Origin of the sequence: Allobosea sp. Root670 (genome assembly GCF_001429415.1) — a bacterium.
Lineage (GTDB): Bacteria > Pseudomonadota > Alphaproteobacteria > Rhizobiales > Beijerinckiaceae > Allobosea > Allobosea robiniae.
The window spans coordinates 111,431-124,513 of sequence record NZ_LMJU01000018.1; the positions used below are offsets into that span (position 1 = coordinate 111,431).

The 13,083-nt window shown below is 67.1% G+C and carries 10 protein-coding genes; 4 read left to right on the forward strand and 6 right to left on the reverse strand.

The annotated features are described in order from the left end of the window. Positions 1 to 75: 75 nt before the first annotated feature. The 4 genes from ASE61_RS21685 to ASE61_RS21700 all read right to left on the reverse strand — a co-directional run bounded on the left by ASE61_RS21685 (position 76) and on the right by ASE61_RS21700 (position 4,271). Positions 76 to 1,368 (reverse strand): ABC transporter substrate-binding protein, encoded by a 1,293-nt coding sequence (locus ASE61_RS21685; protein WP_061970487.1) that lies wholly within the window; start codon positions 1,366 to 1,368, stop codon positions 76 to 78. Between the two features lie 30 nt (positions 1,369 to 1,398). Continuing rightward, positions 1,399 to 2,232, reverse strand: a complete 834-nt coding sequence (locus tag ASE61_RS21690) for a carbohydrate ABC transporter permease (RefSeq protein ID WP_061970489.1) — start codon at positions 2,230 to 2,232, stop codon at positions 1,399 to 1,401. Next, entirely contained in the window at positions 2,222 to 3,097 is an 876-nt protein-coding gene (locus ASE61_RS21695; RefSeq protein ID WP_061970490.1) for a carbohydrate ABC transporter permease, read from the reverse strand. The genes ASE61_RS21690 and ASE61_RS21695 overlap by 11 nt, the downstream gene beginning before the upstream one ends. A gap of 79 nt (positions 3,098 to 3,176) precedes the next feature. After that, complete coding sequence (locus tag ASE61_RS21700) at positions 3,177 to 4,271, reverse strand: LacI family DNA-binding transcriptional regulator (protein WP_061970492.1); 1,095 nt, start codon at positions 4,269 to 4,271, stop codon at positions 3,177 to 3,179. Positions 4,272 to 4,914: 643 nt separating this feature from the next. Between ASE61_RS21700 and ASE61_RS21705 the strand changes: the two genes are divergently transcribed. Then, on the forward strand, positions 4,915 to 6,093 hold the full coding sequence (locus ASE61_RS21705; RefSeq protein WP_061970493.1) for a tetratricopeptide repeat protein: 1,179 nt from the start codon (positions 4,915 to 4,917) through the stop codon (positions 6,091 to 6,093). Positions 6,094 to 6,129: 36 nt separating this feature from the next. Here the strand turns inward: ASE61_RS21705 and ASE61_RS21710 are convergent, their stop codons facing one another. Together ASE61_RS21710 and ASE61_RS21715 are read right to left on the reverse strand one after the other, a co-directional pair. Further along, positions 6,130 to 7,323: an amidohydrolase family protein gene (locus tag ASE61_RS21710; RefSeq protein ID WP_061970495.1), complete on the reverse strand. Its 1,194-nt coding sequence runs from the start codon at positions 7,321 to 7,323 to the stop codon at positions 6,130 to 6,132. Between the two features lie 163 nt (positions 7,324 to 7,486). After that, complete coding sequence (locus ASE61_RS21715) at positions 7,487 to 8,377, reverse strand: MurR/RpiR family transcriptional regulator (RefSeq protein ID WP_061970496.1); 891 nt, start codon at positions 8,375 to 8,377, stop codon at positions 7,487 to 7,489. Between the two features lie 239 nt (positions 8,378 to 8,616). Here ASE61_RS21715 and ASE61_RS21720 point away from each other — a divergent pair, with 239 nt between their 5' ends. Genes ASE61_RS21720 through ASE61_RS21730 form a run of 3 tightly spaced genes read left to right on the forward strand, consistent with a single transcriptional unit; the run spans position 8,617 to position 13,043 of the window. Beyond that, complete coding sequence (locus ASE61_RS21720; protein ID WP_061970720.1) at positions 8,617 to 9,942, forward strand: aspartate aminotransferase family protein; 1,326 nt, start codon at positions 8,617 to 8,619, stop codon at positions 9,940 to 9,942. A gap of 8 nt (positions 9,943 to 9,950) precedes the next feature. After that, the gene (locus ASE61_RS21725; protein WP_061970498.1) at positions 9,951 to 11,420 is read left to right on the forward strand and encodes a M81 family metallopeptidase; all 1,470 of its coding nucleotides are present in this window, start codon (positions 9,951 to 9,953) and stop codon (positions 11,418 to 11,420) included. Between the two features lie 42 nt (positions 11,421 to 11,462). Further along, complete coding sequence (locus ASE61_RS21730; RefSeq protein ID WP_061970499.1) at positions 11,463 to 13,043, forward strand: ABC transporter substrate-binding protein; 1,581 nt, start codon at positions 11,463 to 11,465, stop codon at positions 13,041 to 13,043. Positions 13,044 to 13,083: the final 40 nt, after the last annotated feature.

Sequence of the window (13,083 nt, forward strand, 5' to 3'; positions counted from 1 at the left end):
GATGAAGATCCTTCAGGGTGTCACGAATGGGACGAGCGCCTGCGGAGCGGAGCGCCCCGCAGGCGGAAAGGGCGATCAGGCCGGCATCATCGGCTTGACGCGCTCGATGATGGCGGAGACGGCGTCCTTGACCGGCTTGCGGCCGAGCACGGCGAGCTGGACCTCCTCCAGGAAGGTCGCCTGCGCGCGGGCGGCCTCGGGGAAGGGCGGGAAGGCGCCGCGCGCGGTGGCCAGCACCTTGGCCTCGACGGCAGCGAGCGCATTGCCGGCCTTCAGCTTTTCGTCGGCATAGGTCGAGACCCGCACCGGGCCGTTGCCGTTGAGCGCCATGCCGAGCGTCACGCGCTTGCTGGAAACCTCCTTGATGAAGCTCCAGGCCAGCGCCTTGTCCTTGGCGTTCTTGGGGATCGACATCGCCCAGGCCTCGACGACGGAAGCCATCGGCATCTTGCCCTGAATCGCCTTGGAGCCGGGGAAGGGGACGGCCTTGATCTTGCCGGGGAACTTGCTCTGCTCGGCATTGTTGAGCTGCGCGCCGCGCGCGAAGGGCAGGACGGTGAAGGCGGCGCGGCCCTGCTGCAGCCAGGTCACCTGGTCGTCGTTCTTGGTCGTGGCATAGCTGCGCGGCAGGCTGCCGGCCTCGAACATGCCACGCAGCGCGCCAAGTCCCTGCTCCAGCGCCTCGCGGTTCGGCACCAGCTTGAGATCGGGGCTGATGAAGTCGCCGCCATAGGCGCGGGCGAACATCACCGGGAAGACCGCGAGATCGCTCGCCAGCACCATGCCGGTGACCGGCGTGCCGGCCTTGGAGGTGAAGGTGGTCTTCTTCGCCTGCTCGATCAGCTCTTCCAGTGTCGCCGGCGGAGCGGAGATGCCGGCCTCCTCCAGCAGCGCCTCGTTGTAGAACAGACCTTGCGTCGCGTGGCGGACGGGGATGCCGATCAGCTTTCCATCGACCGTCATGCCCTGGACGAGGCCGGGCGCGATATCGCCGAAATCCTCGATCGCGTCCTTGTCCTGATAGGGGCCGAGCGGCTCGAAGAGGGCGGCGATCTGCGAGGTCGGCCGGTTATCGATGAGATAGCCGACGCCGTATTCGGTCTCCTTCAGGCTGGCCTCGCGGAAGAGCCGGTCCTGCAACGGGTTGGAATCGAAGGTGGTGAAGGCGACCTCGGCATCGTTGGCCTTGCGCCAGCCGGCCATCAGGTCGCCGTCACCGCTGCCGAGCACGGTCTGGTGGACCTTGTGGCTGAGCACGTTCAGCGTCTTGCCGGCGGCGAAGGCCGGGGCGACTGCGAGCGTGGCGGCGACACCGGCGGAACCAGCAACAAAGGCGCGGCGGGTGAGCTTGGCTTCAGTGTTCGACATGTTCTTCCTCCCTCTTTTCCTTGTGGTTGGCTACCCCTTCGTCGAACCGGCGGTGAGGCCGGCCACGAGGTAGCGGTTCATGAAGACGACGAAGAGCAGGACGGGCACGAGCTGCACCGTCGCGGCGGCGAACAGGATGCCCCAGTCGACCCCATCGATGGAGCCGATCATCTCGGAGATGACGAGCGGGGCGGTCTTCGCCTTGGTCGCGGTGAAGATGAAGGCGAAGAGGAACTCGTTCCACGAGAAGACGATGACGAAGACCGCGACCGCGAGCACGCCGGGCATCGCCAGCGGCGCGATGACCTTGCGCAGGATGGTCATGCGGCTCGCACCATCCATCGCGGCGGCTTCGTCGAGCTCGCGCGGGATCTGGTCCATGAAGGTGCGCATCAGCACCGTGCCGAGCGAGACGAAGAAGGTCGCGTAGAGCAGGATCAGGACGAGATGGGTGTCGCTGAGCCCGAGCCAGTTCACGATCGGGAAGAGCGGCAGCGTCACCACGATCGGCGGGATCAGCCTGACGATGATGAGTCCGAGCAGGCTCGCACCGAGCCAGCGTCCGGAATTGCGCGAATAGACATAACCGGCGCAGGCGCTGGCGACGATGGCGAGCAGCGTCGCGCCGACCGTGATCAGCAGGCTGTTGAGCAGCCCCTCGAAGAACACGCCCCAGGAGCGCCAGAGCTCGGCGTAGTGCTTGAAAGTCGGGGTGAACAGCCATTTCGGCGGCACCGCGAAAATGTCCTGGCCGGGCTTCAGCGAGGACATCGCGATGAACAGGATCGGGAACAGCGACCAGAACAGGATCGCCGCGACGGCGATCGCCTTGCCCAGTCCGATCAGGAGCCGCTCAGTGCGCATGGGCGACGCCTCCGCGCTTGAGCAGGACAACATAGGCGCCGGCGAGCAGCAGCGAGGCCAGTACCATGATCCAGGCGGTCGCCGCGGCTGGGCCGAAGGCGTTGAAGCTGAAGGCCTCCTGATAGAGGTAGATCGCCACCACTTCGGTCGAGCGGGCCGGCCCGCCCTTGGTCAGGAGCCAGGCTTCCGAGAACAGGCGGAAGGCGAAGATGTAGCGGAAGAGCAGGGCGATCAGCATCGCCGGGGCGAGCAGCGGCAGCGTCACCTGCCGGAAGGCCTGCCAGCGTGTCGCGCCGTCGATCCGGGAGGCTTCGTAGAGCTCGGCGGGAATGGCGAGGCGGGCCGCATAGACGATGACGAAGGTGAAGGGCAGGTGCAGCCAGATCGTCAAAAGGCCGATCAGGGTCATCGCGTGCGAGGGCTCGAAGGACCAGTCGAGCGTCGGCAGGTGGAGCGCCCGCAAGGCCAACGTGATCGGCCCGGCATCGGGATCGAACAGGAAGCGCCACATCACCACCGCCGTGACCTCGCTGACCGCATAGGGCGCGAGCACGGCGACGAGCAGGAAGCGCCGGAACGGCAGGCCGCTGGCGAAGAGCAGGGCTATGCCGAGACCAACGGCGAGCTCCAGATGCACGGCCACGACGACGAGGACGACGGTGTTCCAGAGCGCGCTGTGGAAGGCCGGATCAGTCAGGACGCGCCAGTAGTTCTGCAGGCCGACGAAGCTCGGCGCCTGGCCGAAGCTCGACGTGTTCAGGCTTAGCCAGACGACGTAGAGCGACGGCAGCACGATCACGCTCAGGATGAGCAGATGCACCGGCGCAAGCAGCGGCAATAGTCGTGCCGTTCGTTGAAGCTGCACTTTTTCCTCCAGGACTTCTTCTGCTCCGGGCTCTGTCGGCCCGGTGGCCCGGACGCTCGGCGTCCTTAGGCGGTCTTCGTCAGTGCACTGCCTTGGGTGAGGCGGCCGCTCCTTCCAGGTTCGGATGCGGATCGGGATCGTGGCTGTTGCCGCGCTCTGGCCCGGCGGCGAGATCGCGCACGGAATCGCGGGCCTGCAGACCGGCCTGCAGCACGGAATGCGTGGGCGGCGCCTGGTCTCCGGCCATGCGGGCCCGCAGGCGGCTCCAGGCGGCTTCCGCGATCTCGGCAATCGGCTGGCGGATCGCGGTCAGGCCGGTCTTGCGGGCGCTCATCCAGGGGTAGTCGTCGAAGCCGACGACCGAGACGGGGTCGGGAATGTCGATCCGCATCCGGGCCAGCGCCGAGAGCGTGCTCAGCGTCGTGACGTTGGTCAGTGCGATGACGGCGCTCGGCTGCGGGTGCCGTTCGAGCCAGTGCAGGAAGGTTGCGGCGCCGCGATCGGCATTCGAGCCCAGCTCGATCACGGTGGGCTCGCGGTCGAGCGTGCTGCGGATCAGCTCGCAGGCGCCGCGGACGCGCTCGCGGATCGGCGAGATGGCGAGGCTGGAGGCGGCGACGAGGATGTCGCGATGGCCCTTGGCAAGGAGATGCCGGGCCGCGATTTCGCCTGCCTCGCGATTGTCGACCGCCACGGTGTCGACGACCGAGCCCTCGGGCGGCACGCGGTCGGCGAAGACGATCGGCAGACGGCCGATCTCGTGGCGCAGCGCCCCGGGAATTGCATCGGAGCAGGGCACCGCGATCAGTCCGGATGGGCGCCAGGCGAGCAAGGTGCGCAGCCGCGACTGCTCCAGCCCGAGATCGTCGCGGGAGCTGGCGACGAGGATGTCGTAACCGTCCCTCTCGGCGAGCACCTCGAGTTGCGAGACCAGCGAGGTGAAGAAGACGTCGTCGAGATCGGGCACGAGGACGCCGACGACACGAGCCTGGCCCGAGCGCAGTTGCGAGGCCGCCCGGTCGACCTGATAGGCCAGCTCGTCGGCGGCCTTGAGCACGCGCGCCCGCAAATCCGCGTTCACCGGCTTGTTGCCGCTGAACACGTTCGAGACCGTCGCGATCGACACGCCCGCGCGGGCGGCGACATCCCGGATCGTGACGCGCGGATTGTCCATCGAGAAGCCTGTTAAACGTTTTACAGAAAAACGTTTAACAGGCCGGTCGCGCCGAGGCAAGGCGATTCCCGAGCCCTGAGTTTGAGGCTCCTGCGCGGGATCCGCTGCCTGGGAGTGGCCGATGGAGCCGGGGGCGTCTTATCCGGTACGCGTCCAGCGCAGGAAGGCGGATAGCCGCAGCAGGCCGTTGACGATCAGAGCATAGACCACGCGCGTGTCTCCATCTCAGGAGCCCACGACATCGCGTGGTGCTTTTAGCGTTGTTGACGCGGCGCAAGCTGCTCCGACAAATCCCGCGATCGGATCGCTCCGATGGCTTCGAGCATCCCGGGGTTTTCGGGTCGGGTCAATCGCAGGGTGTTCCAAGTTTTCGCAGGCTCGGGGAAGGAATTCACTGCGTCCCGTGGCCTCCGCCGCATCCTCCATCTTCAGGGATATCGAGGTCGATCTGGACCGTCGGCATTTCCCCGGCATCGCGAGGCCGGTGCTGCGTTCGCCCTGATCTTATCGCGCCGGCAGCGGGCCGTTTTCGGAGAGTTCGCGGCGTCGCGCGGTTTCGAGCGCATTGCCATTGCAGGCGCTATGGACCCGCAGCGTCTCGACGAGACTGGTGCGGGCGCGCCTGCGGGGATAGGGAAGACCGATGAACGCCCCTTCCGTCACTCCGTCCCTGATCGCCGCCGCCGACAAGGGCGACATGGCCGCCGTCGAGCGCCTCCTCGCGGAAGGTGCCAGGGTGGACGTCATGGACGCGACCGGCCGGACGGCGCTGATGGCGGCGACCCAGAAGAACGACCTGCCGCTGGCGCGGCGCCTGATCGCGGCCGGCAGCGACGTCAATGCCCGCGACATCACCATGCTCTCGCCCTATCTCTGCGCCGGGGCGAACGGCTTCAACGAGATCCTGAAGCTGACCATCGCCTCGGGCGCCGATCCGCATAGCGTCAATCGCTTCGGCGGCACGCCGCTGCTGCCGTCGAGCGAGAAGGGGTTTCTGCGCGCGGTCCGGGTGTGCCTGGCAGCCGGCATCCCGGTGGACCGCGCCAATGATCTCGGCTGGTCGGCGCTGCTGGAAACCGTGATCCTCGGCGATGGCGGCCGGCTCTATGGCGACGTGGTCGAAGCGCTGGTCGGGGCGGGCGCCGACCCGCATCTCAGGGATCGGGACGGCAAGTCCTCGCTGGAGCATGCGCAGGCCCTCGGTCAGGAGCGCGTGCTGGCGATCTTCAGGGGCGAGGGCGCCGCGGCCGGCCCGGGCGCGGCCGTGATCCGGCAGGCGAAACAGGCCGAGAAGGCGGAGCGCTACGAGGAGGCGCTGGCCATCATCGCAGCCGCGCTGGCGCAGCATCCTGCCGATGCCGATCTCACCTATTACAAGGGCTATTATCTCCATGAGCTCGGGCGCCACGAAGAGGCGATCCGCACCTTCGAGACGGTGCTGGCCTCGAGCCCTGACGAGGTCGAGTTCCATTTCTACATCGCCTATGCCTATCGGGCGATGAGGCAGCCGGAAGCCGCGCTGGCGGCCTTCGATGCGGGCGTGGCGAAGAAGCCCGAAGCCCCGTTCCTGCGCTATCACAAGTCGAATTATCTGCGGGAACTCGGTCGCCACGAGGCCGCCGTCGCCGTGATGGACGAGCTGCTCGCGCGCGATCCCGGCCGCTACGATTTCGCCTTTCACAAGGGCAACAGCCTGCGCTCGCTCGGCCGGCACGAGGAGGCGATCGCGGCGATCGAGATCGCGATCGCCTCCGACCCCGGCAATCCGCTCTATCGCCGGCACAAGGCGCAGTCGCTCAAGCTGCTCGGGCGCGAGGCTTGAGGCCCCGCGCCGTCGCTTGTGACCCGGATCGATTCGTCAGGCGATCGGCCGGGTCAGCTCGCCGTGGCGGGCGACGATCTTGCCGCGCTTGACGACCGTGCGGTCGGCCGGGCGCTCGACGATCGCTTCGCAGATGGTCTCGCCGGGCAGGATCACGAAATCGGCGGTGCAGCCGACCTCAAGACCGTAGTTCTCGATGCCCATCACCTTGGCGCCCTGATAGGTGCAGACGTCGAGCGCCAGCTCCATCTCCTCGTCACGGCGGAAATTGTTGCGCAGGCCGACCAGCGTCGCGCGCTCCAGCATGTCGCCCATGCCATAGGGGTTCCAGCTGTCGCGCACGCCGTCCGAGCCGCCGGCGATGACGATTCCGGCCTTGAGGCAGGCCATGACCGCGGGGGCCGGTGAACTCGCCGGCGCGGTGGTGACCAGCGCGATGCGCTCCTTCGCGAGATCGTCGATCAGCCGGCGGGCATGGTCGATATCGGGCATGCCCAGGCAGAAGGCATGGCTGATCGCAACCTTGCCCTGCATGCCCATTGCGCGCACTCGCTCGAGGATGAGGTCCATCGAGAAGGCGCCCATCTCGCCTCGCTCGTGCAGATGGATGTCGAGCGGGCGGCCGTATTTCTCGGCGAGGCCGAAGATCGCGTCGAGATGGCCCTTCGGATCGCGGTCGACCGCGCAGGGATCGAGACCGCCGACGATTTCGGCGCCGAGCGCCATCGCCCGGTCGACCAGTTCCAGCGTACCGGGCCGGATCAGCAGGCCGGACTGCGCGAAGGCGACGATCTCGACGTCGATCACATCCTTGAGCCGCTCGCGCATGGCCATGACGCCCTCGATGCCGGCGATGCCGGTCTCGGTGTCGATGTCGACATGGCTGCGGATATGGGTGGTGCCCAGCTTGACCATCTGGGCGACGAGCCGGCCAGACTGGCGGTCGGCGTCGATGCCGAATTCGCGGCGGTTGCGGCGCTCGGTCTCGATCTTGTCGATCAAGGCGGGGCCGGCGGTGTGCTTGTGCCAGCCCATGCCCCAGAAGCTCTTGTCGAGATGGGTATGCGCCTCGACCAGACCGGGAATCATCAGGCGGCCGCCGGCATCGAAACTCGCGTCGCACCCGGTCGCGCCGGCGCCGATCGCGGCGATGCGCCCGTCACGGACCAGCACATCCGTCGACGCGCCGCCGGCCGGGCGGACATTCCGGATCAAGAGGGTATCAGTCACGAGGCGTCTCCTTCTTCCAGACCGGCCTGTGCCGGTTTCTCAACGTCGATGACGGCTTTGGCCTGTCGGATCATAGGGCCTGCATGCCGCAGCCGTCGGGATAAATGTGCCGTGCCGGTGTCGCCCGGCGGGAGCGGCCCTGAAGCGGGCGGCGACAGGGCGTTCAGATACGGCGGCGCGGGATCGCCGTCGCATAGGTGTTGAGCGAGAGCAGGTGACGGTCGGCGCGCTGGAGGGCGGCGAGCGCCGCCGTGCGGTCCTTGTTGGCGAGCAGGCCGCAGAGCACCTCGGAGATCGCGAGCGCCGGCGCCAGCGTATGGAAGAAGCTCTGGCTCTCGGTCGAGCAGAGAATCGCCAGATCGGCGATGCCGACCAGCGGCGAAACCTCGCTATCGGTGATCGCGATGACGCCGAGGCCCTTCTCCCGCGCGAGCTGCGCCAGTTCGAGGCTGTGCAGAGCATAAGGGTTGATCGAGATGGCGAGCAGGACGTCTTCCGCCCCGGCCCGGATCAGCCCGTCGCCGACCGTATCGGCCGGGCCGTCGAGATGGACAGTCTTCTCGCCGAGCAGGGTCATCACGTAATGGAAATGCCAGGCCACCGAATGGCATGAACGCAGGCCGAGCACGTAGATCCGGCGGGCCTGTGCGAGGCGATCGGCGGCAGTGGCGAGGCGCTCCAGCGAGGCCGGCTCCGTCAGGCGCGCGATCTGGGCGGCGAGGCCCTGCAGCATGCGGCGCGACAATTGCGCGGCCGCCATGTCCTGCTCGCTGTCGTCGTTCTGCATCGCGCGCGCCGCGAAGCCATCGACGCGGAAGCGGATCGCCTCGGCATGATGGGCGCGGATATCGTCATAGCCGGCAAGCCCGAGGAACTTGGCGAGCCGCGTCATCGTCGAGGGCTGCACGCCGGCATTGCGCGCGAGTTCGCGCATCGAGACCAGCGCCACCTCCTGCGGGTGTTCGATGATGTAGCGCGCCGCCTGCCGCAATTGCGGGGACATGCCCTCGAAGAGGCTGACGATGCGCTCGCGCAAGGGATCGGCCTGCAACATTTGAATCGCGCCCTTCTCTGTCCGATCGCGACCATTCCCGCGCGGCGGACGGATTTCAAACGGTTTCTCGGCTTTCCCTCAGGCTTGAGGGCGTTGCAACAGCGCGTTTCGCTGAAACAGTTTAAGACTCAATCGTATCTTATTTGTATCATATAAAACAAATGTTGCATTCCTTCATTGAGCATGTCATGAGGCTGCGCGCCGCGGCGCTCTGTCCGCGCCAGTCCGGGAATGCCGAGATGACCAGGATTCTCCATCGCTCGATCGGCGGCCGCCTGCCGCAAGCCGCTGCGGGGCAGGGCATCTTCATCACCGACAACGATGGTCGCAGCTATATCGACGGCTCGGGTGGCGCAGCCGTTTCCTGCCTCGGCCACGGCCATCCCGAGGTCATGGCCGCGATGCGCGCGCAGATGGACCGGATCGCCTACGCGCACACCTCCTTCTTCACCACCGATGTCGCCGAGGAGCTGGCCGAGCGGCTGGTCGGCCTGGCGCCGGAGGGGCTCGACTACGTCTATCTCGTCTCCGGCGGCTCGGAGGCCGTCGAGGCCGCGATGAAGATGGCGCGGCAGTATTTCGTCGAGATCGGCCAGCCGCAGCGCCGGCATTTCATCGCGCGCCGGCAGAGCTATCACGGCAACACGCTGGGAGCGCTGGCGGCCGGCGGCAATGCCTGGCGGCGGGCGCAGTTCCAGCCGATCCTGCCCGAGACCCACCATGTCTCGCCCTGCTACGCCTATCGCGACCAGAGGGACGGCGAGACGCCGGAAGCCTATGCAGCCCGGTTGGCAGACGAGCTGGAGGCCAAGATCCTGGAGCTCGGCGCGGACGAGGTCATCGCCTTCATCGCCGAGCCAGTGGTCGGCGCGACGCTCGGCGCCGTTGGCCCGGTCGCGGATTACTTCACCCGCATCCGCAGCATCTGCGACAAATACGGCGTGCTGCTGATCCTCGACGAGGTGATGTGCGGCATGGGCCGCACCGGCACGATGTTCGCCTGTGAGCAGGAGGGCATCTCGCCCGACCTCGTCACCATCGCCAAGGGGCTCGGCGGTGGCTATCAGCCGATCGGCGCGGTGCTGCTCTCCGACAGGATCTACCGCGCCTTCGCCGAGGGCTCCGGCCTGTTCCAGCACGGCCACACCTATATCTGCCATCCGATGGCTGCGGCGGCGGCGCTCAAGGTTGTCGAACTGATCTCGCAGCCGGAGATGCTGGCGAATGTCCGCCTGATGGGCGAGCGCCTCCAGGCCGGGCTCGACGCGCGGCTCGGCCAGCATGCTCATGTCGGCGATATCCGTGGACGCGGCCTGTTCCGCGGTATCGAGATCGTCGCCGACAAGGAGACGAAGACGCCCTTCGACCCGGCGCTGAAGATGCATGCCCGGATCAAGAAGGAGGCGATGGCGCGCGGCCTGCTCTGCTACCCGATGGGCGGCACCATCGACGGCCGGATCGGCGACCATGTCCTGCTGGCACCGCCCTACATCATCCGTCCGGAAGAGATCGACCAGATCGTCGAGCGCATCGGCGGCGCGATCGACGCGGCGGTCAGGAGCTGACGGTCGCCATGGCAGCACGCATCGCCTTCGCCGGCTTCAATCTCGAATCGGTCACGGCCGTTCCGCAGATCGTGGAGCTGGCGGAGTTCGAGCGCGTCTGCGTACGGGGCGCGAAGCTGACGGAGCGGTTCCGCGGCACCAATACAGTGCCCGGCGGCTGCCTGAAGATCTGCGAGGCGGAAGGGGCGGAGTTCGTGCCGCTGTTCCACACGCTGCTCGGTGCGCTCGGGCCGACGGCGGACGCGGCAGTCGCGCATTACACCAGCGAGATCATCTCCGGGCTCGCCCGCAGCGAGCCGCTCGACGGCGTCATCCTGTTCCTGCACGGCGCCTGCTGGGCGGCGGGTTACGCTGATGTCGAGCGTCATGTCATCGATACCGTGCGCGCAGCTTTCCCGGCGCTGCCGATCGCGGTCGCACTCGACTATCACGGCAATATCGATCGCGAGACCTTGCGCGGCGCCGATATTGCCGTCGCCTATCGCCACTCCCCGCATATCGACATGGGCGAGACCGGCGAGCGCGCGGCGCGTGCGTTGCTCAGGCTATTGCGCGAGGGGCGCCGGCCCGGCCTCGCGGTGGCGCGGCCCGATGTCGTCATTCCCTCGATCATGTCGGCGACGGCGCTGGAGCCGCTGGCCTCGATCATCGCCGAGGCGCGCGCTGCCGAGCAGGCCGGCGATTGCGACATCTCGGTCATGGCCGGTTTCTCCTATGCCGACAGCGCCAACACCGGCATGTCGGTGATCTGCCTCGACTGGGACGGGCAGGACGCGGCAGAAGCCAAGGCACAGGCCTTTTCGGACCGGTTGCGCGCGGCGCGGAAAGCCATCGCCAATGCGATTCCGATCCTGAGCGTCGAAGAGGCGCTGGCCGATGTCGCGCGGAAGCCGGCGACGGGCCGGCCGATCGTGTTGCTCGAGCATGCCGACCGGATGAACGACTCGACCCATCTGCTGCGGGCGCTGCTCAAGCGGGATGTCGGGCGGGTCAACGTGCCGTTCCTGCTCGATCCCGAGACGGCCGCTCAGGCCCACGCGGCAGGCGAGGGCGCCGATATCACGGTCGCGCTTGCCGGCAAGACCGCGCCGGAGACCGGCGGGCCGGTCGAGGCCGTGGCGCGGGTGCTCTGGTCGGGGCCGAAATCCTTCAACGTCTCCGGGCGCTACCAGCGCGGCAGCTTCGTCGATCTCGGACTGACGGCGCTCATCCAGATCGGTGCGATCCGGGTCTCCGTGGTCTCGCATTTCGCCTTCGCGGTCGATGGCGATCCGTTCTTCATCTTCGGCGAGAAGCCGGAGGATTACGACGTCATCCTGCTGCGCTCGAAGACGCATTTTCGCGACTATTACGAGCCGATGGCCGACCGGATTCTCGTGGTCGACACGCCCGATCTCGGCCCCGCCGATGTGCGGCTTATCCCGTACCGCCAGCTCTATGCGGCCAGGGCCTATCCGTGGAGCGAGGCTCCCGCCTGACGACGCCCACCAACCCAAGCAACCAAAAACAAGGGGATGACAATGAGTTTTCGGTTCAAGACTTTCGGGGCTGCCGCGCTGCTCGCGGGCTCCCTCTCTGCCATGCCGGCCCTGGCCGAGACGACGCTCAATGTCGTGATGCAGGCGCCGCTCAGGACGCTCGACCCGATCCTGAGCACCGCCCAGATCGTGCGCACCCATGGCTTCATGGTGTTCGACACGCTGCTCGGCATGGACGCCAAATACAATCCGCAGCCGCAGATGGCCGACTACGCCGTCTCGGCCGACAAGCTGACCTATACGCTGACGCTGCGCGACGGGCTGAAATGGCATGACGGCACGCCGGTCACGGCCGCCGATTGCGTGGCCTCGCTGAAGCGCTGGGGCGAGAATGACGGCGCCGCCCGCACCATGATGGCGCATGTCGCCTCGATCGAGGCGACCTCCGACAAGGTGCTGGTGATCAAGCTGGCGAAGCCCTTCGGGCAGGTGCTGGATCTGCTGGCCAAGCCTTCGCCGGTGCCGCCCTTCATGATGCCGAAGCGCCTCGCCGAGACGCCGGCGGGCAAGCAGGTCACCGAGATGATCGGCTCCGGCCCGTTCCGCTTCGTCGCGGAGCAGTACCGGCCGGGCGACCAGGCCGTCTACGTCAAGAACAAGGACTACAAGCCGCGCTCCGAGCCGATGAGCTGGACCGCCGGCGGCAAGGTGATCAATGTCGACAAGGTCGTGTGGAAGGCGATGCCGGACATGCAGACCTCGATCAATGCGCTGCAATCCGGCGATGTCGACCTGATCGAGCAGGTGACGATCGACCTGCTGCCGCTGCTGAAGGCCAATGACGAGATCAAGACCGGCGCGATCAACGCGCTGGGCAGCCAGGTCACCGGTCGCTTCAACCATCGCCTGCCGCCCTTCGACAATCCGAAGGTCCGCCAGGCCGCGATGTACGCGCTGGATCAGGACCAGCTGATGCAGACCGCGATCGGCGACAGCCAGTATTACAAGCTCTGCGCCTCGGTCTATGGCTGCGACGTGCCGCTCGCCTCCGATGCCGGCTCCGAATACCTGAAGGGCAGCGCCAAGGAGCGCATGGCCAAGGCCAAGGAACTGCTCAAGGCCTCCGGCTATGACGGCACCCCGGTGCTGATGATGCAGCCGACCGACCTGACGATCCTCTCGACCCAGCCGATCGTCGCGGCCGAGCGTCTGCGCGAGGCCGGCTTCAAGGTCGATGTCGCCTCGATGGACTGGGCCACGCTGCAGTCGCGCAAGAACGGCTGGCAGCCGGTGGCGCAGGGCGGCTGGAACTTCTTCTTCACCTATTGGGGTGTGTCCGGCATCTGGAACCCGACCGTGCATGCGCTGCTCGACGGCTCGGGCTCGGATACCGCCTGGGCGGGCTGGCCGAAAAGCGCCCGTGTCGAGGAATTGCGCACCGCCTATAACGCCGCAACGTCCCTTGATGAGCAGAAGAAGATCGCCCGGGAGATCCAGCAGATCGCCTTCGACGAGGGCTTCTACTTCAATGCCGGCGAGTTCCAGTCCGTCGCGGCCTGGAATGCCAAGCTGAAGAATCTCCAGCCCGGCCCGATCACCCTGTTCTGGGGCGTCACCAAGTAACGCCGAAGCGCCGGGCGGCGGCGATCCGCCGCCCGGCCTG

Bases quoted from the DNA above. Each gene is read 5' to 3' on its own strand.
- ASE61_RS21685 (WP_061970487.1), bottom strand. From the start codon at position 1,368: ATGTCGAACACTGAAGCCAAGCTCACCCGCCGCGCCTTTGTTGCTGGT.
- ASE61_RS21690 (WP_061970489.1), bottom strand. From the start codon at position 2,232: ATGCGCACTGAGCGGCTCCTGATCGGACTGGGCAAGGCGATCGCCGTC.
- ASE61_RS21705 (WP_061970493.1), top strand. From the start codon at position 4,915: ATGAACGCCCCTTCCGTCACTCCGTCCCTGATCGCCGCCGCCGACAAG.
- ASE61_RS21720 (WP_061970720.1), top strand. From the start codon at position 8,617: ATGACCAGGATTCTCCATCGCTCGATCGGCGGCCGCCTGCCGCAAGCC.
- ASE61_RS21700 (WP_061970492.1), bottom strand. From the start codon at position 4,271: ATGGACAATCCGCGCGTCACGATCCGGGATGTCGCCGCCCGCGCGGGC.
- ASE61_RS21715 (WP_061970496.1), bottom strand. From the start codon at position 8,377: ATGTTGCAGGCCGATCCCTTGCGCGAGCGCATCGTCAGCCTCTTCGAG.
- ASE61_RS21725 (WP_061970498.1), top strand. From the start codon at position 9,951: ATGGCAGCACGCATCGCCTTCGCCGGCTTCAATCTCGAATCGGTCACG.
- ASE61_RS21730 (WP_061970499.1), top strand. From the start codon at position 11,463: ATGAGTTTTCGGTTCAAGACTTTCGGGGCTGCCGCGCTGCTCGCGGGC.